Here is a 25,302-nt window from a genome sequence, read left to right as displayed (position 1 = left end):
TGACTTTTATTTATATTAAGACCTTGCCTTTCATCCCCACATCTAAAGAAGGGGGCTTTTCGGCAATTTTATTGTAATTTCTAAATCCTTCTTCTACATGTTCCTTGCTATTAGAATCTTCTTTAACATTATTTAAATTTAAAATTTTACTTTTTCAAATCTTTAATCTACTCAGTTATATTATTATCACCCATTGAAAGTATTATTAATCTTAGTAGAATATTAAACAATAAAAAACTGGGATAAAGTATTTAATACTTTACATCCCAGCTAAATTATTTTTACATTTAAATATTTGATTCTAGTAAGCTTTTGCCATTACTACCATATGGTCTGCTTCTTTTCCACAATATATACACTTGTGACCTAAGTTTTCTTGTTCAAAAGGTAGGCATCTTATAGTCGCCCCTGTCTCTTCCTTAATCTTAGCCTCACATTCAGCATCTCCACACCACATAGTTTTTATGAATCCTGGTTTTTCTTCCAAGGCCTTTCTAAATTCATCCATATTTTCAACTACAGATGTATTATCTTCTCTATGTTTTCTTGCTTTTTCAAACATATCATTGTGTATAACATCAAATAAATCATATACAGCATCAGCTAATCCTTCTAGAGGCATAGAACTCTTTTCTAGAGTATCTCTTCTAAATATCATAGCTTGATTATTTTCTATATCTTTTGGTCCAATTTCAATTCTTACTGGTACACCTTTCATTTCCCACTCATTAAATTTCCATCCAGTTGTATAGTTATCTCTATCATCAACTTCTACAGTTACTCCTTTAGCTTTTAAATCTGCATATATTTTATCAACAGTTTCCATTACATTGCCTTTTTTAGCAGCTATAGGAACTATAACAACTTGTATTGGGGCTACTCTTGGTGGTAATACTAAACCTCTATTATCACTATGAGTCATTATAAGCCCACCTATAAGTCTTGTAGATGCTCCCCAAGATGTATGATATGGATTAGCTAAGTTACCTTCTCTATCTGCAAAAGTAATATCAAACGCTTTTGTAAAGTGTTGTCCTAAGAAGTGACTTGTACCTGATTGTAATGCTTTCCCATCATGCATCATAGCTTCTATAGTATATGTTCTTTCACCACCTGCAAATTTTTCACTTTCACTTTTTTGACCAGATACAACTGGCATTGCAAGCAATTCTTCACATAAAGCTTTATATATTTCTAATTGTTGTATTGTTTCTTGTTGTGCTTCTTCTGCTGTTTCATGTAATGTATGACCTTCTTGCCATAAGAATTCAGATGTTCTTAAGAAAGGTCTAGTTGATTTTTCCCATCTAACAACTGAACACCATTGATTATAAAGATATGGTAACTCTCTATATGATTTTAGCCATTTAGCATACATTGTACATATTATAGTTTCTGAAGTAGGTCTTACACATAATCTTTCTTCTAGTTTTTTATTTCCTCCATGTGTTACCCATGCAACTTCTGGAGCAAACCCCTCAACATGCTCTGCTTCTTTGTTTAATAAACTTTCTGGTATCAATAATGGAAAATAACAGTTTTTGTGTCCAGTTTCTTTGAATTTTTTATCCATAAATTCTTGCATTTTTTCCCATAAAGCATATCCGTATGGTTTTATGACCATAAATCCTTTTACTGGTGCATAATCAACTAAATCAGTCTTAGTTATAACATCTGTATACCACTGTGGAAAATCATCTTCCATCTTTGTTATTTCTTCAACAAATTGTTTTTCATTTTTTGCCATCTTAATTACCTCCTCATTTATTATGTTTTTATACAAAAACACCCTTTTATCTTTTTTATATAGATAAAAGGGCATTTATAAAGTACAACTCTGATTATCTATACAGTAGCTTTCTTTAAATTATTATCCTAACTTAACATTGTTTTTGATAAATTCTGCTTTTACTTTTTCACTTATTTCTTCTATTTTAATTAACTCTTTATCTTCTTCGTATCTAAGTTTAAATTCTACTTTACCTTCATCAATATTTTTACCTACTGTAATTCTCATAGGTATTCCTATTAATTCTGAATCGTTGAATTTAACACCAATTCTTTCATCTCTATCGTCTAATAAGACTTCAACACCCATATCTTGTAAATCATTATATATCTTTTCAGCTAATGACATTTGTTCCTCATTTTTCATATTTGCTGGAACTATCACAACATGATATGGAGCTACTGATAAAGGCCAAATTATACCTTTTTCATCATTATGTTGCTCAATTATAGCTGCTGCTGTTCTTTCTACACCTATACCATAGCATCCCATTATTATAGGTTTTGATTTACCATCTCTATCAATAAAGTTTGCATTCATAGATTCTGAGTATTTAGTTCCTAACTTAAATATGTGTCCTACTTCAACACCTCTAGCTATTTCAAGAGGTTTACCACACACTATACATTTGTCACCTTCTTGAACATTTCTAAAGTCTCCAACTATACCTTCAAAATCTCTTCCATAGTTAGCATTTCTTATGTGATACTCAGTTTTATTAGCTCCAACAACTATATTTCTTTGCTCAACAATTTCTTTATCTATAAAGACATAATCAGCATTTACTCCTATTGGCCCAGCAAACCCAACCTCTGCATTAGTTACTTCTCTTACAACATCGTCTGTAGCAAGTGCAAATTCTATAACAGAACCTATTGCATTAGATACCTTAACTTCATTAACTTCTCTATCTCCTCTTACAACAACTACAACTGTTTTCCCATCTGCTTCATATACTAAAGTCTTAGCAAATTTATCTGGAGAAGCATTTAAAAACTCTTCTAATTCTTTTATTGTAGATGCTCCTGGTGTATGAACTTCTTCTAATTCCTTCATTTCTTCTTTTTCTGATACTGCATTACAAGACTCTGCTCTTTCTACATTGGCTGCATAGTCACATCCACTACAGAATACAACTTCATCTTCTCCAACTTCTGATTTAACCATAAACTCAGCTGATGTAGAACCTCCTATAGCTCCTGAGTCTGCCTGTACTGGGCTATTGTCTAATCCACATCTATCAAATATACTTACATATGCATCAAACATATCTTGATATGATTTATCTAACCCTGCTTCATCTACATCAAAGCTGTATGCATCCTTCATTGTAAAAGTCTTAGTTCTCATAACACCAAATCTTGGTCTTCTCTCATCTCTATACTTTACTTGTATTTGATACAAGTTCAGTGGTAATTGTTTATATGAAGTAATCTCTTGTCTTATTATGTCAGTAAAAGCTTCTTCATGCGTTGGCCCAAGGCAGTACTCTCTTTCTGTTCTATCTTTTAACCTAAACATTTCTGCACCCATAGCAGTCCATCTTCCAGATTCTTTCCACAATTCTGATGGAAGTAAAGCCGCACATAATATTTCTTGACAATCTTTTTTATTTAATTCTTCTCTAATTATTTGCTCAATTTTTTTGAATACCCTTAACCCCATTGGCAATTGATTATAAACTCCTGAAGTCATTTTTTTTATCATTCCTGACCTCACCATTAATTGATGGCTTGTGATTTCAGCATCTGCTGGAATCTCCTTCAATGTTGGCATAAACATTTTAGACATTTTCATTAATAAATTCCTCCTGAATATTGTTTTCCTGAAAATATAAAAAACCCCTCATCTCTATACAAGTATAGAGACGAAAGGTTTGATTTCCGCGGTACCACTCTAGTTAGCTATATAAATAGCTCTCTTTAGGGAATGTAACGGTTCCTACCGTAAAGATTTTTATACCTTTAAGCTAAAAGACAGGTTCAAAGACTTCCTCTTGAAAACTCTCACCTCTGTTTTCTCTCTGTGAAGATTTCGTCATTTTACTATTTCTTTATCATAGCTAATTTTATATTTATATTAATTTTACTTAAATTCACATATTATAGATATTCTATATAGGCCTATTATTTGATATCCATTAAACTTATTACTAATAATATATTAATTATTCTGACTTGTCAATAATAATAAACAAATACTTTGTGAAGCTATTCCTTGTTTTGCTCCTGTAAAACCAAGACCTTCTTCTGTAGTTGCTTTTATATTTATGTTTTCAATATCTGTATTTAAAACTTTTGCTATGTTTTTTCTCATACGCTCAATGTGAGGAGCCATCTTAGGACTTTGAGCAATTATAGTACTATCTATATTACCAATTTTATATCCTTTACTTGTTATTAGATTATATACATGTTCTAATAATTTCATACTATCTATTCCCTTATATTTTTCATCTGTATCTGGGAAATGCTTACCTATATCGCCTAAAGCTAATGCCCCTAAAATAGAATCCATTATTGCATGTATCAATACATCAGCATCAGAATGACCTAGTAAACCTTTATCATGTGGTATCTCTACTCCACCAATTATAAGTTTTCTTTCTTCTGTCAATTTGTGTACATCATATCCCAATCCTATTCTCATATAATTCTCCTTCTACTATTCACTTCATCTCTTTTTTCCATATTTAATATTTGTTCTGCTATATTTAAATCTTCTGGACTAGTTATTTTTATATTTTCATAAGAACCCATTACCATCGTAACACTTTGCCCTATATTTTCTACTAGCATTGAGTCATCTGTTCCATAATAGTTAGTTTTATACGCTTGTTCATAAGCATTTATTATAAGATTATATTCAAAAGTTTGAGGGGTTTGTGCTGCCCACAATAGACTTCTTTCTGGAGTTTCTTGTACTGTACCATCAGATACTATTTTTATAGTATCACTTACTGGTACACCTACAACTACGGCCTTTTTTTCTTTAGCCATTTTTATAGATTCATTTATTATTCTATGGTCTACAAAAGGTCTCGCTCCATCATGAATAAGTACTATATCACAATTTTTATCTAATTTTTTTAATCCATTATATATTGAGTCTTGTCTTTCTTTTCCACCATATGCTATTTTTATATTTTTAAAGTTATATTTATTTATTATATTTTCCTTAAAAAAATCTTCCTCTTCTTTTTTTATACATACCACAATTTCATCTATATTTATATTTTCGTAAAAAACTTGAATTGTATGCGCTATGATTTCTTTTTCTCTTAATTTTATGAACTGCTTATTTACGTCTAAGTTCATTCTCCTTCCGCTTCCTGCCGCAACAATTATAACACTATACATGGTATCACCTCGTATTTTATTTTTACCTATCATTTATTAAAACTTTTAATGTTTTTATATTTTAACCATCTGATTAATTATATATTAAATTTTCAGTTGTATAAATAGGTAATATCCATTTTCTAGCCTAAAATATGTGTGTTTGTTGCAAATTATATTGATTTTTCAATAGCTTCATCTTTTTATTTTACAACTTTGTAACAGTTTGTATATCTATAAAAAATATTTAAACCTCTAGATTGATATAAAACAAGTTTATCAATCTAGAGGTTTTGTATTAAAATATTAAATCAATTAAATCCATGTAATCTGGATAATTTTCTAAAATTTTGTTTTTTATTTCTTGTTTGTTAAAATCTACTTCTATCAATTTATCCATATTGACTATACCATCTTCACAAGAAATAAAACATTTTGATATTTTCCATTTATTAACATGTACATTGATTTTCCTTTTATTATCAATTGGTAAAACTATTTGAAACTTAGGCGTTTTATTATATATCCATTCTGTTTTTTTATATTTATCTTCTACCAGATTGTATACACTTTTGATATCATCATCGTCTAATTCAATTTCTTTTATATTTTTTATATTATTTTTTATATAATTAACACAATAATCTAAAAAATAATATATATCTTTTTTAAGTAGAAAATTAATATTTGTAACTTTGCTTGAAACAGACTTAGTTGCCTTTGATTCTGTTGATTTATCTGAATTTAAATACTTAGTTAATTTATTTAAATCTGAATCATAAAGAAGAGTTCCATGATAAAGAGAATTTTGCCTTTTTATAGATTGTGCAGAACCAGAAATTTTTTTGCCATTCAAGAATAAATCTTTTCTTTCTGTTATGGATACATCTAATCCAAATGATAAAAGCATACTTTGCATAAATTTAGTATGTTCTAAAAAATCTATTTCATGAAGATTTCTATTTTTTTGTATAAATGACATATTGATGTTTCCTAAGTCATGATACACAGTACCTCCACCAGATATTCTTCTTAAAATGGGAATTTCGCCATTTTCAATAACATCATGATGTATCTCCTGATATGGATTTTGATTTTTTCCTATAAAAATAGATTCTTCATTTCTCCATATGATTATGATATCATCATTATATTTCTCATTTAAAAATAGATACTCTTCTAGAGCTAAATTAAAGTAAGGATTGGTGTTTTTGTTTAATAAGTAATACATAAAAATATAGACTCCTTTTATATTTTATCTTCCTATTTATTTTAAATTTAAATAAGTTTACATAGTATTTAACTTTAAATTATTCTTTCTAAATCATTAAACTTATTATAACATAATACAACACCTTACTATTACTGAACATCTGTGTTTTTATATTACTATGAGAGTTTTATTAGGTTTACTTGTCTTGACCATACACATTAAGAAATACATTTCTAGCTCTTTGAATTTCTTCATCTGGCAATAATACTGGTGTACCAATTGACTTTGCCAAATAATATACTTTTGCTGCGTCTTCTAACATTACTGCTGCTGTAAATGCATGGTTTACAGATGGTCCAACTGCAATTACTCCATGATTTGCTAAAAGACAAGCTCTCTTATCACCTATTGCATCAATAACACATTTTCCCATCTGATTAGATGTTGGTGGTGAAAATTTTGCAACTGGAACTGAACCTCCTACTTCATTTGCAAGAGTTGTACTTGCACACTCTATAGACTCATTTAAAATTGCAAAGCAACTTGAATATGTAGAGTGTGTATGTATTATACTATTTATATCATTTCTATGTTTATATATATATAAGTGGTCTGGTGAATCCACTGATGCTTTCCATTTACCATCTACAGTATTTCCATCTATATCTATTACAACAATATCACTTGGTGTAAGATTTCTATAATCCATTCCACTTGGTGTGATTGCTATATATCCAGTTTCTTCATCTCTTCCACTGACATTTCCTCCTGTCAATGTAACTAAATTATAGTTTAGAAGGTCTAAAGACGCTTGTAATACCTCTTTTCTCAAATTTTCTAATAACATTAGCTAAATCCTCCCATTTATTAGAAACATAGTTTTATATGTTCCTGTTATATATCTTACACAATAAGATATTACTCTTGACATTTTAATTGAAAATTCTAAAAACTCTTTATAAAATTTAAACTTATATACTTATACTAAACACAAGTCGATTTTAATTTGAAATTTTCATTTTTTATAGTTCATTACTCTTTAAGCTTTTATTTCTAAATTTTAATGATTCTGGGTGCAAACATTCTTCTAATTCAATAAAATAATTATATAATTCTATATTGCCATTAAACATGTTTGTTTTTATCCAATATCTCCCCTTAAGAAAACTACCATCATTAATTTTTAGATACATTTTTTTGTCATGAAATTCTCTTATTCTTATTTTTTTTATATCTTTAATTTCATACTTATGTGTAATATTAAATGAACTAAAACATATGTATTTATTGTCCATAGTAATCATTTTAGGATTACTTGAAGATACAAACGTATTAAATACTCCATAAGTACAAATAACTATCATCAGGCTATATATATTAATACTAGGATTTATATAATTATTAAATAGTGCATAAATCAATATTAAAATCATAAAAATTCCTGGTATTGTTACACTAACTATATATCTTTTAGAATCATATATATATTTTTTCATAATTTACACACTCCTTAATAAAATTGCATTTAAGCTTCATCTTGTGTAGACAATGCTTTATTTTCCTTTATTATTCTACTTCTATTATAGATAGCCATCCCTAAAGCTATAACTGCCAAAATTATTCCTCCAATTACTTTGTAATTCATAATTTTTACAAATACCCAGCTTAATGGATTTGCACCATCACAAATACTTGAAATCATAGTTGCTCCTTCAGGCATTTTAAAGCTTGCATTTAAAGCCATTTGGGTAAATAGAGGTGCTAAATTAGTTGCAATTAGTAGCCCAGAAGTAATAATAACTATTCCTATTATTAGAGTTCTAAATACATTCCCTTTTGTAATTGGGACGATTAAAACAAGTGCAAATGGTATTACAGCTAAATCTGCAAAAGGTAAAACTTTATTACCTGGTAAGATAGCTGCTATAACTATAGTTAGAGGTACTAGTACTAATGCAACTGATAATGTAACAGGATGTCCTATTCCTACTGCTGAATCTAAACCGATGTATATTTTACCTCTATTTTTAAATCTCTTTTCAATAAATTCTTGTGCTGCCTCTGAAACTGGCAACAAACCTTCCATTAACAAAGCTGCCATCTTTGGAATTAGTATTAAAACAGCTCCCATAGTTATTCCTAACTGCAATATACCTTTTATGTCATACTTCGCTGCAATACCAATTATTATCCCTATTAAAGACCCCATTATTAAAGGTTCTCCAAATAGACCAAATTTTTTCTGTAATGTATCAGCATTTATTTCAATTTTATTTATCCCTGGAATCAAATCTAGTACTTTATTTACAACTATAGCAATTGGAACAAATGCTTGTGTAAATCCATGAGGAAGAGATATACCTGGCATTCCTAAGTATTCTTCTATACCTGGAGCTGTTAAATCTGCCATTACTAAAACAATTACCATATTTGCTACTGCTGCAAATACACCCCACATAACACTTTGTGTAGCCCCTGCCACCAAAGCTCCTGTAAATGCAAAATGCCAGTAATCCCATATATCTACATCAACAGTTTGAGTTGTATTAGTAATTAACATAACTATATTTACTACAAGACCTATTGGAATAATTAAAGCACCCACTGTTGATGCAAAAGCTATAGCTGATGCTGCTGGCCATCCAACATCTATTATTGATAAGCTTAGCCCTAAATTTTTGACCATTTGTTGTGTAGCTGGACCTAAGTTATCTGTTAACAAAGCTATAATAGTATTAAGACCTATAAATCCAACACCTACTGTTAAACCAGCTCTTAAAGATTTCCCCAGCTTTGTACCTAATATCAAGCCAAAAATACATATTATTATTGGCATCATTACTTGTGCACCCAAACCAACAATGAAATTTAATATCGCCATCTAAATTTCCTCCTCTATTTAATTTTCAGTCTCTAAAACCGAAAAATTTTAGAGACTATTTCATTTAAAAATTCAAATTATAACTCTAATTTTTCAAGCACTTCTTTGATTAATTTATCCATTCCTACTCCAGTTAAAAAAGGTAGCCCATTTATTACAGGTGTTTTTATACTACTAGATATTTGTGTAGTACAGATTATTAAATCATAATCTGGTGCTTTTGAAGCCACTTCTACTACTTTACATTGCGTAATACTAACCCTATCTAATTTACCAGCTTCTTCTAATGCCTTCTTTAATTTGTTTATAGCAATTGTTGAAGTACATACTCCTGTTCCACATGCAACTAATATTTTTTTAGCCACATTATTCACCCCCATTAAAATTATTTTATTTTTAAAGATATCTGTAATTAGAAATCTTTGATAACTTTTTATATTTTTAATACTATTTGTGTATGTTTAATTATTCAGTTTAGAATTTAATAAATCACTTACACTTTCTTCACTTAAATCAATAATATTATTTAAAATATTTTCATCTTGAAATATTGTCATAAGTCTTTCTAATAGTTGTAATTGCTCTTGTGGCTCTTTAACTGCCAACATAAATATAACCTTTACATCAATTTCAGTATCATCTGTACCCATCATTATGAATTTTACAGGTTCATTTAATATACCAATAGCTATCCCTGGTTCATTTACATGGACTATATCTGTATGTGGTATTGCTACTCCATAAATTCCTGTTGGCAGTCCTGTTGCATATTTTTTCTCTCTTGCTATGACTGCTTCTATATAACTTTTTTTTACATATTGTTCCTCAAATAAACGTTGTCCCAAAAACTTCAAAGCATCTTCATTACTTGATACTTCAATATCTTTAAAAATTAAATTGCTACTGATTATTTGCATTGACTCCATCTAATATCATCTCCCTAATAAAATCTCTATCTTTAATGTTTTTTATTTTTTTAAATTCATCTGTTTCTATAAATGTAAGTAGAGTATTCAATGGATTAAAACATTTCTGGTCTACAGCTAGTAGAAGTATTATTTTTACTTTGTTTTTACTCCATACAATAGGATTTTTTAAGATTGCTATGCTTATTGCTGGTCTGATTACATCAATTCCATCTGTATGAGGTATTGCTATTCCATCTGACAACTCAGTTGGAAATAAGTTATCTCTTTCCACTACTTTTTTATAGAAATTTTTTGTTACATAGCCTTTTTCTCTAAGTTTTTTGCTCATATATTTGAGAACTTCTTCTTTTGATTTAATTTCTAAATCTACAAATATGTCTTCTTTTTGAATTAAATCAGATAATTCATATTTTTTATTTGTTTTGGCAATTTGATTTGTATCAATTAAGTTATTTATTTGATTTAATTTTGTTTTATCATTAATGTCTACTAGGCTAAAAAATGGGATGTTTGGTATCTGAGGATCAATTGTTCCAACTATTGCGATTACATTTTTTTCATTACTGATTTGTTTTATCTCTAAATCAAGACTTGGATATTCAATCATACCAATAGTCTCTATATCAACCTTTTCATTTATCCCTTTAATACTTTCCTCTAAACTTTGCTTTATCTTACAAGCTCCTCCCAATCCAGTAATACATAATGTTACAATTATAGGCTTTCTATTATCTACTTTTGAATTGTCCTCTTTACTAACTTTATCTTTTACTAATGGCTCTATATTTTTAACTTCATCAACTATCTCATCTATTGTTAAATCTGGTAGAACTGCTCTTCGTATGACTTCTATACAGAGTAATGTATCAAATCTAGATATTGTTCTTATATCAATCCCTGTTTTTCCAGAGATAATATCTCCAAAGTATGAAAGTGAACCCATATCAACTAATATAATTACTCCTCTTCCTTCATCAATATCTTTTATTACAGTAGTAGCTTCTTCAATCATGTCTTCCGGCTTTTTCTCAAATGGCATATCCAAATACCTTGCGTGATTAATACCTAATAACTTATTAGTAACCTCACACACAGATGATGCAACTCTTCCATGAGCCATGAGAAGTACACCTATCTTTTTTTGTTCAGAAATTTCTCCTCTACTACTCATTTTAAAATATATTGCTATTATACCTATTTCTTCTTTTGGCAAATTTATATTGTATCTTTCCTTTAAATGTTGTGCTACCTTTTCTGCTACAGAATACTCTAATGGATAATTTCCTATTATCTCTTTCAAATGAGCATTTGATATTACCTTTCCTTCTTTTAATCTTTCAAAAGCTGCTTTTAAATGAACTGCTAAACATAAATGTAGATTTGGTTCTAATGAATTAAGATACTGTGATGCTATTTTGATTACTTCATAAGTTAACTCTACAATGTATTTTCCAACAATAGGACTTATATCAGGTAAAGTCTCAGTTATAGAAACTTTTTTAACTTGTTTTATGTACTTCTGAATACAGCTTTCTAATTCTCCTCCGACAATCCTATTGATAACATCAAAGTCTAAACCTTGTTCTAATAAATCAATGTGTCTTCTTTCAGTAAGTTTGTAGATTTCATCTGGGAAAGTATATATATCTTCATTTTTCTTTTCTATCTCAATTTGAAAGTCTGAATCTATAATTAAATCTCCATCTACATAATTTTCTATCTTTCCTCTACAATTTCTTATCCTTATAAGACCTTGTTTCACATACCCAGGTACATCTGATATATTTATAGTTACTTCTTTTTGTTTATTTGTAAGTTGATTTAATAGTCCTCTAGCACAAGCTACCTGAATATCACTTCTAAGCTGACCTACATTTCCTATACAATCATAAAGCATAAGGGCTTTTAAGACATCTGATTTTATGTGTATGTTTGCTCCCATTCTTTGGGCTTCTATCAAGAAAAAATTGTTTATAATGTCAAATCTTTCGTTTAATGGTCTTGCAACTAATTCTGGTATTTCAATTGTCACAGGTATACGTCTTTTAAAGGTATTAAGTAAATGAGAATCTATTGGTTCAGAAGTTGCAGAAATAATCATTACATTTATTTTATTTGTAAGCTTTGTTTCTCCTAATTTTCTAACCATTCCCTTATCAATCAATTGAAAGAGTATTTCTTGACCCTCATACGGCAATCTATGTATTTCATCTATAAACAAGATTCCCCCATCTGCTTTTGTTACCAGACCTTCTTTAGTTTCATCAGCTCCTGTAAAAGCACCCTTAACATGACCAAATAATTGAGATAACAAAAGTTGTGGATTTTCTGAGTAGTCAGCTGCATTAAAGACTATAAATGGTGCATTTTTAGGAAATCTAGATGATTCTACTGCAAAGTTATACATGCACTCTGCTAACTCACTTTTTCCAACACCAGTTGGACCCATAATAATAGTATGCAATCCATGAGGTGGATAAAGTATAGCTGCCTTAGCTAATTTGATGATTGTACTTAAACTTCCACTACTTCCTATTAATTTATCAAAGGCTACATCTATTTTTTCTTCTTTATCATTTAGTTTCTCTTTTTTATCATCATGCTCTTTATCATGTTTTAAATCACCAGAATCTTGGATTTCTTTTAAATACTGTATAACTGTAAATCTCGATACAGTAAATCCAATACTATTTAATCTTCTTGTTATATCATTTTTATTTATATTTTTTTCTTCTTTTACAATATCTTTTATAGCTTTAATCAAAACAACTTTTCTTCTTTGTCTAGAATCTTCTATTTTTAATTCATTTCTTAAAAAGGTAACATCTTCTCTTCGAATATTTAACATACTTGAAATTGCTTCATCTGTTAAAGGATTTTTTTTATCTTCATTTTCAATTAAGTTTTTTATTCTTTGCCTCATTTGTAATTGTCCCTCCTTACTATTTATATAAGCAACTTACATGCCACATAGTGTTTTTTTTGTGCCATTTTTTACTTCATAAACTTATAACGTTTAAATCAAGCTATTCTTTTATTTAAATATTAAGAAAATTTTTTTTATTTTTTACAAATAATACTATCTTAAAAAACAAAAAAGTCTTTTCTCCTAAATCTTTCTGTAATAAATATAAAATGACACTATTATTCTATATTACTATCTTTTTTGTACAACAAAAACTACAAATAACTCTATGTTATATTTTTCCAAAAAAATACCCCTTTTTGTATAAATACATACATTTATACAAAAAGGGTATGGCTAATTGAGTGTTTCAAGATTTTATATATTATATAAACTTAGGTTAATAGCTTATTTTTTTGGTAAATGTAAACACTCACCATTTACATCTGCTAAAGCTTCCATTAGAGCTTCTGAAGTGCATGGATGACCAAAAATCAAATCACTAGCTTCATCGGCAGGTATTTCTAATGCCTTAAATGATGCTGCATGATTTATAAGTTCTGCTACACCACATCCAAACATATGCACACCTAAAATTTCTCCATATTTAGCATCTGATATTACTTTTACATATCCTTGCTCTTGCCCAGAAGCTAAAGCTCTTCCATTTCCAGCAAAGTTAAATTTACCGATTTTTATATTATATTTTTGTTTAGCATCTTCTTCTGTAAGTCCAACTGATGCAACCTCTGGAACTGTATAAACACAACTAGGTAATGCACTTAAATCTACTGCTTCATCCATACCTAAAGCATTTGAAGCTGCTACCTCTCCCATTTTAAAAGCTGCATGAGCTAGCATTATACCTCCAGTAACATCACCTACTGCATATATACTTGGTATACTTGTTTCCATTTTGCTATTTACAGCTATTGAACCTCTATCTATTTTAACATCTAAGTCTTCTATACCAGATAGATTAGCTTGTCTTCCTATAGCATATAGACCTAAATCTGCCTTTATTGGTTCTTCTCCTTCAATACATACTACTATTTTATTTCCTTCTTCCTTAAATTCAGAAACTTTCTTTTCAGTTAATATAGTTATTCCCTTTTTCTTAAGTGAATCTCTTAAAGACTGACTCAATTCTTTGTCCATTCTTGGAATTATTCTGTCTTCCATTTCTATTATAGTTACTTTAGAGCCTCTTGAGTTGAATATCTCTGCAAATTCACAACCTATTACTCCACCACCAATTATTACTAACTCTTCTGGTACTATGTCTAAATCTAAAGCTTCCGTACTAGTTATTATTAATTTTGATTCTATCCCTTTTATTGGTAAGATTCTCACCTTAGAACCAGTGGCAATTATTGTATTTTCTGTATCTAAAACTTTTCCATCTGATAATATTACTTTATGTGCTTCTTTGACAGTAGCTTTAAGATTAAAAACATCTACTCCTCTGCTTTTTAACAATCCACCAACACCAGCTGTAAGCTTTTTAACCACTCTATTTTTATATTTTATAGCCTTTTTTATATCTTGTTCCTTATCAACAGATACTTTCACACCTCTCTTTGATAATTGTTCAATTTCTTCTAATATTTCTACTGTTTTTACATAAGTTTTTGTAGGAATACAACCTCTATTTAGGCAAGTTCCTCCTAATGTGTCCTCTTCTACTAATGCAACTTTTCCTCCTAATATAGCTGCTTTTAGTGCTGATAAATACCCTCCAGGACCTCCACCTACTACTACCACATCATAATCATGATTACCCTCTTTTTTGATTGTCTTTTCTTCTTCTATTTCTATTTTTTCTGTTTCAACAATTAAATCCTCTTTTGATATATTTCCAGATAAATATTTAGCCTTTATTTCTTCTTGCTTTTCTCCCTTTTCTGCTATTACACCTATTACTGTAAATACTGGTAATACCTCTCCTTCTTCTTTGTGTATAATTGCAGCAAGTATACCTTCTCCTTCTGATTCTATTTCCATGTTGACTTTATCTGTTGTTATCTCTAATATAGGTTCTCCAATTTTTACTTCTTCGCCTTCTTGTTTTAGCCAAGATACTATAGTACCTTCTTCCATAGCTACTCCAGCTTTTGGCATTATGACTTCTACTGACATAGGCTATCCTCCTATTTATTTTTTATATATTTTAGTTAATCCTCTTATATTCATACAGATATTTTTTACAAATAACATTGCACATAATAATTTTAAATTTATTAAAATTACACACATCCTTTTATGTATTCTATTAAATCTATTTACATAAAGAGTAAGATATCAAAACCTATACAAGCATTGATAATGGATTTTCTAATAATTCTTTTAAATCCTTTAAGAATTTAGCTGCTACTGTACCATCTATTATTCTGTGGTCTGATGTTAATGATAAATTCATTATAGGTTTTATTTTAGCCTCCCCATTTACTGGAACAAACTTATCTTGAGTTGCTCCCACACCAAGTATCGCACTTGAAGGCATATTTATTATAGGGGTAAATGTCGTTATTCCATACATTCCAACATTGCTTATAGTAAATGTGTTACCTTCTTGGTCTGCTGGTAAAAGCTTTCCTGTTTTTACTTTTTCAGCAAGTTCTTTGCTTTCTTTGGCTATTTCTTTTAACGATTTTTCATTTACATTTTTTACTACTGGGACATATAAACCTTCATCCAGCCCAACAGCAATAGCTATATTTATATCTTTATATCTAAATATTCCATTATCCGTCCATGCTGAATTTAATGCTTGATGCTTTGGAAGTACTCTAGACACAGCCATTACTATTAAATCTGTCATTGTTAATTTTACTCCAGTTGACTCTTTTACTGTATCTATTAATTTTGCTCTAAGTGCTTTAAGTTCTGTAGCATCTACCTCTATATTGAATGTAAATACAGGAGCACTGAAGTAGCTTTCTGACATTCGTTTTGCTACAGTTGCTCTCATTGGATTTGGCTTTTCAAACTCTCCTTCTACAGTATTAAATGTACTTAAATTTTCATGTTTTGATTTTATTTCTTTTGTATCATTAGATTTAGATACATCAGTTGATACGAGAGTCTCTTTTGTATGTATCTTTTCTATATCTGATTTTTTTATTTTTCTATTATATCCAGTACCTACAACATTTTCTAAATCTATATTTAAATCCTCCGCTATTCTTTTTGCTAAAGGAGTTGCTTTTACTTTATTATTTTCTATATAATTTAACACATCTACTAGATGTATTCTTCCATTTTCTCCACTTCCAATCAGCCTATCTAACTCTATGTTGCCTTTTCTTGCTTGATTTCTGGCTGCTGGTGTGGCTTTTACTTTATTTGCCACCATTTCTATCCCCCCTTATCTAACAATTAAAGATCTTATTGCATCTTCTATTTCATCAATTCTTGGGACTACTGCTTTTTCTAGTTCTGGATTATATGGTATTGGCACATCTTTTCCACATATTCTTTTTACTGGTGCATCTAAATAATCAAATGATTCACTTTCTGTTATTAATGCTGATATTTCTCCACCTAGACCACCAGTCTTAGCTGCTTCATGACAAATTAAAACTCTACCAGTTTTGCATACACTTTTTACGATTGTCTCTTTATCTAGTGGATATAAAGTTCTTAAATCTATAATTTCTACATCTATATTTTCTTTTGATAGAGTTTCTACAGCTTCTTCAACACTTTGCAACATCCTTCCGTAAGTGATTACTGTAACATCAGAACCTTCTTTTTTAACATCTGCCTTTCCAATATCAATTACATAATCTCCCTCTGGGACAATTCCTTTTTTTCTATATAACAATTTGTTTTCAACAAATATTACTGGATTATTGTCTCTTATAGCTGCTTTTAATAATCCCTTAGCATCTGCTGGTGTTGAAGGTGCAACCACTTTTACTCCTGGTACATGACAAAACCATGCTTCCAAACTTTGTGAATGTTGTTCTGCTGAACCAGTTCCAGAACCTCCAGGACATCTAACAACCATTGGAACTTGGGCTTTCCCACCAAACATATATCTCATTTTTGCTGCTTGATTTACAATCGCATCCATAGATATTGTAACAAAATCCATAAACATTACTTCCATAATAGGTCTTAACCCAGTTGCCGCTGCACCTGCTGCTGCACCTGCTATAGCTGCCTCTGATATAGGTGTATCTCTTACTCTTTCTGGACCAAATTCATCTATCATTCCCACTGATACGCCAAATGCTCCTCCGTATATTCCTATATCTTCTCCCATAAATACTACATTTTCATCTCTTCTCATTTCTTCTGACATTGCTTCTTTTATTGCTTGTGCATATGTTAATTCTCTTGTACTCATTTTTATTTTCCTCCTTTACTATTTTTAGTCTGCATATACATCCTCTAATAAAGATTCTATTTTTGGATTTGGGCTATTTTGAGCAAATTCTACTGCATCTTCTATTGATTGTTTTGCAAAATCTTCAATTGTATCTAATTCATTTTCATTTGCCATATTATTTTCTATAAGATAATTTCTTAAAAATTTTATAGGGTCTTTTGACTTCCATGATTCTATCTCTTCTTTTGTTCTATATACATTTGCATCTGATTTCGAATGACCTAACCATCTATAAGTTCTACTTTCAATTAGTACAGGCCCTTCTCCTCTTCTACATTTTTCAGCAGCTTTTTGTACTGTTTCATATACTTCTATTGGATTATATCCGTCTATAGATATCCCTTCTATACCATAAGATGCTGCTCTTGTAGCAACACTATCTATATTCATATGACGTTTTATACTTGTTGACATACCATATAGGTTGTTTTCACAATAAAATATTATTGGTAATTTCCATATTGATGACAAGTTTATTCCTTCATGAAATGTACCTTCATTTGATGCACCATCACCAAAACTACATAAAACTATTTTTCCTGTCTTTTTATATTGTTGTGTAAGTGCAGCTCCAGGAGCTATAGTAAGACCTCCACCTACGACTCCATTTGCTCCTAAGTTGCCTGACTCAATATCTGCTATGTGCATTGAGCCTCCTTTTCCTTTACAAAACCCAGTCTCTTTCCCCATAAGTTCAGCCATCATTTTATTTAAATCTATTCCCATTCCTATAAATTGGCTATGACCTCTATGAGTTAATGAAACCAAATCGCCTTTTTCTAATGCCATTACTGCGGCTACACTTGAAGCTTCTTGACCTACTGATAAATGAGTTGTTCCATGTACCATACCTCTTGCAAAAAACCAACTAACTTTCTCTTCAAACTTTCTAGCTTGATTCATTCTCTTATACATTTCAAGCAATGTTTCTTTTGATACTGTCATATAAATTCCCTCCTATTAATTTTTATCTATCTTTTTATTAGTCACAATCTTCTAATAGTTCAAGTGCTAAACTGTGATTAATTGCTAAGCTATTTATAAATTTGGCTTTTAATGATGCTTTTATTGCTTCTATTTTTTCATCTCCTGAAGCAACACCTATTGTTCTTTTTATCTTTTTCAAATCATTTAGTTTTACTCCTAATACTCTTTGATTAAATTCAAGTATTGAAGTTTTTCCTTCCTTATCAAAAGCTTGCAAACAAATTGCACCTATTGAGTTATACTTTTTTAAATCGTCTATATCTTCTTCATGCATATATCCTGAAGCCATTATCGTTGAGTTTAAACTCATAGGATTTCCTATACCTACAATTGCAATAGTTGTTTTATCTATTAAATCTAGTACCTCTTTAATTTTTTCATCTTTACAAAGTTTTTCTTTTGTAGATAAATCAGACATCACAGCAGGAGCATGTAATAACTTAAAATCTCCTCCAAAAGCTCTTGCTAAGCTTACAGCTATTTGATTTGCATGTATATCTATTTCATTATCTCCAATTCCACCTAGTAAAGGTATAAATGTAACATTTTTGCAGTTATTTTTTTCTACATATCTAGGAATTTCTTTTAGAGTTGTTCCTATGGAAACCCCAATTATATCATTTTCTTTTACTACTCTGGTAAGATATTCAGACACAGCTCTTGCCAGTTCTTGCTTTTGTGTTAATGAATCTTGTTTATCATCTACTACTATTACTTCTTTCAATTTATATTTTCTTTCTAAACTTCTCTCTATTTTTTGATAGTCATTTTTTAAAACATCAACTATTTGTATTTTTACTATTCCTTGCTCAAAAGCTTCTTTTAGTATTCTTGATATTGTTGGTCTTGATATTCCCAATTGATTTGCTATTTCTTGTTGATTCAAATTATCTTCATAATAAAGTGAACAACATTTCATCATTAATCTTAAATCTCCAATTTTTTTCATTTCCCTTCCTCCAAAATCAAGATTTTTTAATTATTTTTACATTTGTTCAATGATTTTACTTAATTTCAATAACATTATAGAAGTGGTATATATAAAAAGTCAACTGTTTTTTTGTATAACAAAAAATATACTGTTTTAAAATAAAATAGAGATTCTCCTATATAAAAAGGTAAATCCTGATATACAAGATTCACCTTTGTGTAAGAATATTTTATTAGTAACATGGATATGTCCTATTTTGTAAGTTATATTGACTTTATTTGAAGAATTAGTTTTTAATATAAATCTATATCATAACTCATTTTTTATAAACATTAATAAAATTATTTTTTATTTCTTGTTTATATTAAATCTTGAAGTATCAAAATTAATCTTATATACTAAATTTATGGAGGTGAAACAAATGAAAATAGGTGATTTTTCAAAATTAACAAAAGTTTCAGTACGAATGTTGAGGTATTATGATAAGAAAGGAATTTTAAAACCCGAATACATTGACTCCTCTACAGGTCACCGATTATATTCAACTAATCAAGCCCCTTTGCTTCAAAAAATTATAATGTTAAGAGACTTAAATTTTAGTATCGTAGAAATAAAAGATATAGTTGACCATTGGAATCAGCAGTATCTTTTAGATAAAATGTCAAAGAAATTAAATGCAACCTATGAATACATAGAAGAAGAAAAACTTCGTGCCAACAAACTAAAAGAAGCAATTGAGCATATTCAAAAAAATGAAATTGAAAAACATTACAATATATCTTTAAAAAGAGTAGAAGCAATTCCTATCATTTCATTAAGAAGAAAGATGAACAGCCCTTTCGAAGAAGAACTCCTTTGGAAAGAGCTAACTGAATTTGTCATACAGAATAATATTACTATTGACCAAACTAGATACAACAATATAGCTATTTATCATGATATTGAACACGCAGATGATAGAGTTGACATTGAAGTTGCTTTCATTGTAAAGAAACTTGGAACTTCTTCTGGTAGTATTTGTTTTAGAATGTTGGAATCTGTTGACGTTATGGCTTCAATGATGGTTTATGGACCTTATTCTAATCTTGAGGTTGCTTATTCATCACTTGTGCAATGGTTAATTGAACATAATGAATATTCAATCGGTGATTACTCACGCCAAATTACCATTGTTGATTATAGACATACAGATAATCCACAAGAATACTTAACCGAAATTCAAATTCCTCTAGTTTTAATCGATTCTATCTGATTTGTTGGATAGAATTGTTTCCTTTTTTATTAGTATGCTTCCACCTAAAAATGCCAGAAATAATCCAGGTATGATAAAGGCACTGCTCAAATTTATAGAACTTAATGGTCCAAATATAAACATCCCACATGGTGTAGCCAAAGTTCCCAATAAGTCTACATAGGAGAAAACACGTCCCATATATTCTAATTGTGTTTCTTTCTGGATAATTGTAATGAGTGGCGTATAATAGAGAGGGCTTCCTATACCCATAACAAACATACTCACCAGAAATAGGTGCACTTGTTTACTAATTACTACTAAAATCATCATCAAGCCAAATAGAAAGGCAGAACAACCAATTAGCTTAAAATGTGAAATTTTAATCTTTTTATAACCCATTACTAGACTTGATACCAGTGCCCCTACTGAAAAAGAAATTTCGATTACACTTAATATCCACACTTTTTCTCCCAAATTATTTGAAGCTAGAAGAGGAGTTAGTTGAGAAGCAGGAACAACTAGAAATTGAAAAACTGTATATAGTATTAATATACTTTTCAATGTTTTTGAGCGAGACAGATATTGAAATCCTTTTTTCATTTCTCTGATACTATTTTCTGCTACCTTTTGCTCTGTTTCCTGTATTGAAATGGTTGACAATAAGCTAACACCAATAAGTGCAGTTACAACATCAATAAGAAAAACTTCTCCTAATGGTAACATGGTTAGTGCCAATCCTCCTAAACCAGGGGAGATAAGTTGTATTACACTCCAAATAGTTGTTGAATAGCTATTTGCTCGCAATAATTCCTCTTCTGGAATAAATAGAGGAAGGATACTTTTTGAGGCAGGTAATTGAATTCCAGTCCCCAAAGATCTGAAAGTATTAAAAATGTAAATCCATAAAATAGACTGATAACCTAAAAAGTATAAAATTGCTAAGCAGAGTGTAGCTCCTGCAATAAAAATATCAGACAAAATGATAATCTTTTTCATGGAAAAGCGGTCTGCAATTACTCCTCCCGCTAACATAATGAGTGCTTGTGGGAGAAATGTAGTTATTGTAATTCCTGCAATACTAATTCCTGAGTTTGTTTGAAGAGTGACATGCCATATCATTGCTAAAGATACAATAGAGGAGCCTAACATGGAGATTGTTTGACTAAACATGTAAGCAGTCAATTTCATTTGCCAACTTTTTTCTTTTCTCATGTATTTCTCCTCCTATAAGAATCTTCCAGTTATGCTATCATGGTTATTTTTTATATCATTAGGTGTTCCAAAAGCAATGATTTCTCCCCCTTGAGCACCACTATTAGGACCTACATCAATTATCCAATCAGATGCATTCATAATTTCAGTATTATGTTCAATAACTAACAAAGAATGTTGTTCTTCTACTAATTTTTTAAATGTAATTAGTAAATTTTCAATATCTTGAAAATGAAGACCTGTAGTAGGTTCATCTAGGATATATAGCATTCGCTTTTTCGTTTTTGCTCCCAATTCTTTCGCTAACTTCATTCTTTGAGATTCTCCACCACTCAAACCTAATGTACTTTGTCCTAATTTTAAATAACCTAGCCCAACCTCTTCTAATATAGATAATTTTCTAAATAATTCAGAATTGTCATTAAAAAACTCTTTTGCTTCTCGTACTTCCATGGAAAGAATATCTACAATAGATTTTTCTTTGTATAAAATTGATAAAATTTCCTTTTTATATCGTTTCCCGCCACACTCACAACAAGTTGCCCAACTATCAGCCATATATTGTAGAGTAATTTTTGTTTTTCCTAATCCTTGACAATTAGGACATTGACCGTTTTTGCTATTAAAGCTAAAACAACTATCATCAAATAATCTCATCTTGGCCTCTGGTGTTTGAGCAAATATATAGCGAATATCATCAAAAATATTGATATAAGTAGCTGGAGTAGATCGATTTGATTTTCCTATAGGTGTTTGGTCCATCGTTATGAAACCATCAATATGCTCTGTTCCAGTTAGTTCATCATATTTTTTGTTACGATTAATTTTCTGATTTATTTGTTCTTCTAAAGCTGGTATTAAGCTATGAAAAATAAGCGAGCTTTTTCCAGAACCACTCACACCTGTAATACAACACATACAGTTCAATGGAATTTCTACATCAATATTTTTTAAATTATGGGCATTACATCCTTTTAAGCTTAACCATTTTTTAGGTACTTGTTTAGTTAGTGTTCCTTTTTTCTCTGTTATTTGAAGATACTTCCCAGTAATAGAGTTTGGATTTTCTATAATTTGTTGAACGGTTCCTTTCGCAATTATTTTTCCCCCATTTATACCTGCACCAGGCCCTACATCAATAATATAATCTGCCTGTAGCATGGTATCCTTGTCATGTTCTACGACAATAACAGTGTTACCCTTATCTCTGAGTTCTTTCATCATCTTAATCATTAAATGGTGATCTCTAGGATGTAATCCAATAGAAGGTTCATCTAAAATATAAGTTAATCCAATTAATTCACTACCTAATTGGCTAGATAAACGGACACGTTGTAATTCTCCGCCTGATAATGTTGGTGCCGTTCTGTCAGTAGTCAAATAGTATAGCCCAACTTTTAGTAAATAATTAACTCGAATTTCTAGTTCCATTAGTATATCTTGTACAACCTTTATTTCATTTTGTTGAAGGTAGTTTGGTAATTCAGATAACCAATCCCATAATTGTTCTATTGTCAGTTTAGCTAATTCAGGAAACCTATAACCTTGAATGGTAGTAAACCTTGCTTCTGTGCTAAGTAGTTCACCATTACACGTATGACATGGTACTTCCTCCATGTATTGTTGTGAAGCATTATTATTTGCACTAGATTCTCTAAAAAGTCGCTGAATATGATTAATTGCTCCAGAAGCAGGTCTTTTGATTTTTGCTAATCTACCTTTTGATTCATAGCTAAATTCATATATTTTATTTCCAGTACCATATAAAATAGCATCAATAAATTCCTTAGGAAGTAAGTTCCAAGGTGTAGATAAGTCAATATTTTGATGTTCTGCAATTGCAAATAATTCGCCTACCATCCAGTTTCCTGTTAGCTTTTTACCTCTTAATTTTCCCCAATAATAAGTAGCTCCATCTAATATGGAAATATTAGGATTTTTTACGATTAATTGAGGGTTAACTTCATAAATAATACCTAAACCGTTACACGTATGGCATGCTCCTGTATGGGAACTAGCATTGAATGTTGAAGTATTTATTTTCGAAAAAAGAGTTTCACAATGTGGACAATAATTTTTTGTTTTATTCTTTTTCTTTAAGGGTACTTTACAGTATGGGCAATAGCTTCTCCCAATTGAAACAAATAGCATTCGTAAATAATCCCAAATACCAGTAAGAGTTCCTACTGTAGAACGTGGATTTTTACTTCCTTTTTTCTGTTCAATAGAAATTGTAGGTGTTAACCCTTGAAGCAAATCAAACTCAGGCTTTTGAATTTGTTCTTGTAACTTTGCAGCATTGCTTAGATTCTCAAAATAACGTCTTTTTCCTTCTTCATAAATTGTATCAAAAGCTAAGGATGATTTTCCACTGCCACTTACTCCCGTAATTACTGTAAACTTATTTTTGGGAATACTCACTTCTATATCCTTTAAATTATTTTGTCTCCCTCCTTTTAAATAAATTGTATCTTTGTTAGAAGAAGGTATGTATTTACTAGGTATTTTCGAAGTCTTAATAAGTTCAAATTTTTTCTCCAATTCTTTAGGATTGCTAAATTGTTTTGATTCTAAAATACCTAATAGTTTAAGTTGAGAAAAAATAGATGTAATGTATTCTTCTGGTAATTTAGAAATCAGCTTATTTATGTTATTTATCTTCATATCTTTATCAGATATTATTTCGGCGATTTCATCTAATAAATTTTTTTCTTCTATAGTTAGTTGACTATATTTTTTTGTACTCAATTCTGTCCATAAATCCCAAGGAAGTAACTCTAATCCAATGAGATTATTAAAATCATGTAAAAGATTTCCTTTTACTGAGTGCCATCCTTTCCAGTTTTTGTTGTATCCAAAATCATACTGATGAGCAGTACCTTGTCGGCAATTTATCCAAGCTTCTGCTCCTGTTAAAAATCCATTTTCTTTACCAATATCATGAGTATCAAAATCAAGTTGAAAATGTTTCTTTTGAATCTCATCAATCTGAGCATCAATTTTTATCCATCTGTTTTGGATTTTATTATAATATTCAACAACCCAATGATCCTCGTAAGGAATCTCACTTTGAAAGTAGCTGGCAAACCCAGCTCTCATTCTGGCTTCGTAACCCTGATACCTAAGAAAAGAAACAAAGAGTAAAGAATAATCTCTACACATACCTACTAATCGTTGCTTTGGTTCTCTAGGTATAGTTATCGATTGAGAATTTATTTTCATAATCTTCCCTAGCATTTGTGAAACTGTACGTAGTAATTCTTCTTCTGATTGTTGCTTACTAAACGATACACCATATAGATTTCCATGTTCTCCATGAATAATTAAATTCTGAACAATCTCTAATAGTTCAGTAGGAGTAGTAGGAAGGTTCTTATACTCTTTTTCAAATTTTGTAGGATTAGTAATTATACTTTGATTTGTATAGTTTAATATTTTGATCATCATTCACCTCTCTAAATAGAGGTTACAACATGACACTGTGTCA

At 30.0% G+C, this 25,302-nt stretch carries 19 protein-coding genes and 1 other annotated feature; of the genes, 1 reads left to right on the top strand and 18 read right to left on the bottom strand.

What is annotated here, in order from left to right; genetic code table 11:
- Nucleotides 1-301: 301 nt before the first annotated feature.
- The 16 genes from proS to KGF46_RS18130 form a co-directional block, all read right to left on the bottom strand.
- Nucleotides 302-1,747: a proline--tRNA ligase gene (proS, locus tag KGF46_RS18205; protein WP_227857055.1), complete on the bottom strand. Its 1,446-nt coding sequence runs from the start codon at nt 1,745-1,747 to the stop codon at nt 302-304.
- Between the two features lie 123 nt (nt 1,748-1,870).
- On the bottom strand, nt 1,871-3,586 hold the full coding sequence (locus tag KGF46_RS18200) for a proline--tRNA ligase (protein ID WP_227839850.1): 1,716 nt from the start codon (nt 3,584-3,586) through the stop codon (nt 1,871-1,873).
- A 63-nt stretch (nt 3,587-3,649) separates the two neighbouring features.
- Nucleotides 3,650-3,858 (bottom strand) — a binding site (T-box leader).
- 94 nt (nt 3,859-3,952) lie between these two features.
- The gene (ispF, locus tag KGF46_RS18195) at nt 3,953-4,438 is read right to left on the bottom strand and encodes a 2-C-methyl-D-erythritol 2,4-cyclodiphosphate synthase (RefSeq protein WP_227839849.1); all 486 of its coding nucleotides are present in this window, start codon (nt 4,436-4,438) and stop codon (nt 3,953-3,955) included.
- Complete coding sequence (gene ispD, locus KGF46_RS18190) at nt 4,435-5,148, bottom strand: 2-C-methyl-D-erythritol 4-phosphate cytidylyltransferase (RefSeq protein ID WP_227839848.1); 714 nt, start codon at nt 5,146-5,148, stop codon at nt 4,435-4,437. Before ispD ends, ispF begins: the two co-directional genes overlap by 4 nt.
- Before the next feature lie 277 nt (nt 5,149-5,425).
- Nucleotides 5,426-6,358, bottom strand: coding sequence for a lipoate--protein ligase family protein (locus KGF46_RS18185; RefSeq protein ID WP_227839847.1), 933 nt, complete (start codon nt 6,356-6,358; stop codon nt 5,426-5,428).
- 178 nt (nt 6,359-6,536) lie between these two features.
- Entirely contained in the window at nt 6,537-7,187 is a 651-nt protein-coding gene (locus KGF46_RS18180; RefSeq protein ID WP_227830176.1) for a class II aldolase/adducin family protein, read from the bottom strand.
- A gap of 175 nt (nt 7,188-7,362) precedes the next feature.
- The gene (locus tag KGF46_RS18175) at nt 7,363-7,836 is read right to left on the bottom strand and encodes a hypothetical protein (RefSeq protein WP_227839846.1); all 474 of its coding nucleotides are present in this window, start codon (nt 7,834-7,836) and stop codon (nt 7,363-7,365) included.
- Between the two features lie 29 nt (nt 7,837-7,865).
- The gene (locus tag KGF46_RS18170; protein ID WP_227839845.1) at nt 7,866-9,221 is read right to left on the bottom strand and encodes a PTS galactitol transporter subunit IIC; all 1,356 of its coding nucleotides are present in this window, start codon (nt 9,219-9,221) and stop codon (nt 7,866-7,868) included.
- Nucleotides 9,222-9,298: 77 nt separating this feature from the next.
- Nucleotides 9,299-9,601: a PTS sugar transporter subunit IIB gene (locus tag KGF46_RS18165; RefSeq protein ID WP_227437087.1), complete on the bottom strand. Its 303-nt coding sequence runs from the start codon at nt 9,599-9,601 to the stop codon at nt 9,299-9,301.
- Between the two features lie 81 nt (nt 9,602-9,682).
- Nucleotides 9,683-10,147, bottom strand: a complete 465-nt coding sequence (locus tag KGF46_RS18160) for a PTS sugar transporter subunit IIA (RefSeq protein WP_227830179.1) — start codon at nt 10,145-10,147, stop codon at nt 9,683-9,685.
- Entirely contained in the window at nt 10,122-13,073 is a 2,952-nt protein-coding gene (locus KGF46_RS18155; protein ID WP_227861538.1) for a sigma 54-interacting transcriptional regulator, read from the bottom strand. Before KGF46_RS18155 ends, KGF46_RS18160 begins: the two co-directional genes overlap by 26 nt.
- A 390-nt stretch (nt 13,074-13,463) precedes the next feature.
- On the bottom strand, nt 13,464-15,194 hold the full coding sequence (gene lpdA / locus KGF46_RS18150; protein WP_227857058.1) for a dihydrolipoyl dehydrogenase: 1,731 nt from the start codon (nt 15,192-15,194) through the stop codon (nt 13,464-13,466).
- Nucleotides 15,195-15,363: 169 nt separating this feature from the next.
- Nucleotides 15,364-16,410: a 2-oxo acid dehydrogenase subunit E2 gene (locus KGF46_RS18145; RefSeq protein ID WP_227862222.1), complete on the bottom strand. Its 1,047-nt coding sequence runs from the start codon at nt 16,408-16,410 to the stop codon at nt 15,364-15,366.
- 12 nt (nt 16,411-16,422) lie between these two features.
- Nucleotides 16,423-17,409, bottom strand: coding sequence for an alpha-ketoacid dehydrogenase subunit beta (locus tag KGF46_RS18140; protein ID WP_227842884.1), 987 nt, complete (start codon nt 17,407-17,409; stop codon nt 16,423-16,425).
- Between the two features lie 24 nt (nt 17,410-17,433).
- Nucleotides 17,434-18,396, bottom strand: coding sequence for a thiamine pyrophosphate-dependent dehydrogenase E1 component subunit alpha (locus tag KGF46_RS18135; protein WP_227830184.1), 963 nt, complete (start codon nt 18,394-18,396; stop codon nt 17,434-17,436).
- A 37-nt stretch (nt 18,397-18,433) separates the two neighbouring features.
- Complete coding sequence (locus KGF46_RS18130) at nt 18,434-19,387, bottom strand: sugar-binding transcriptional regulator (protein WP_227830185.1); 954 nt, start codon at nt 19,385-19,387, stop codon at nt 18,434-18,436.
- Nucleotides 19,388-19,790: 403 nt separating this feature from the next.
- On the opposite strand from KGF46_RS18130, the gene KGF46_RS18125 reads away from it, so the two are divergent.
- A complete protein-coding gene (locus KGF46_RS18125; RefSeq protein ID WP_227862221.1) occupies nt 19,791-20,621 on the top strand; it encodes a MerR family transcriptional regulator in 831 nt (276 codons plus the stop codon).
- On the opposite strand, the gene KGF46_RS18120 is transcribed toward KGF46_RS18125, so the two are convergent.
- Complete coding sequence (locus KGF46_RS18120) at nt 20,604-21,815, bottom strand: MFS transporter (protein ID WP_227862220.1); 1,212 nt, start codon at nt 21,813-21,815, stop codon at nt 20,604-20,606. The genes KGF46_RS18125 and KGF46_RS18120 overlap by 18 nt on opposite strands.
- A 12-nt stretch (nt 21,816-21,827) precedes the next feature.
- A complete protein-coding gene (gene uvrA, locus KGF46_RS18115) occupies nt 21,828-25,259 on the bottom strand; it encodes an excinuclease ABC subunit UvrA (RefSeq protein WP_227862219.1) in 3,432 nt (1,143 codons plus the stop codon).
- Nucleotides 25,260-25,302: the final 43 nt, after the last annotated feature.

It is taken from the genome of Clostridioides sp. ZZV14-6153, assembly GCF_020657855.1.
GTDB lineage: Bacteria > Bacillota > Clostridia > Peptostreptococcales > Peptostreptococcaceae > Clostridioides.
Note: the sequence above shows the minus strand (reverse complement) of the source record. Positions and strands in the feature narration are given on the sequence as shown.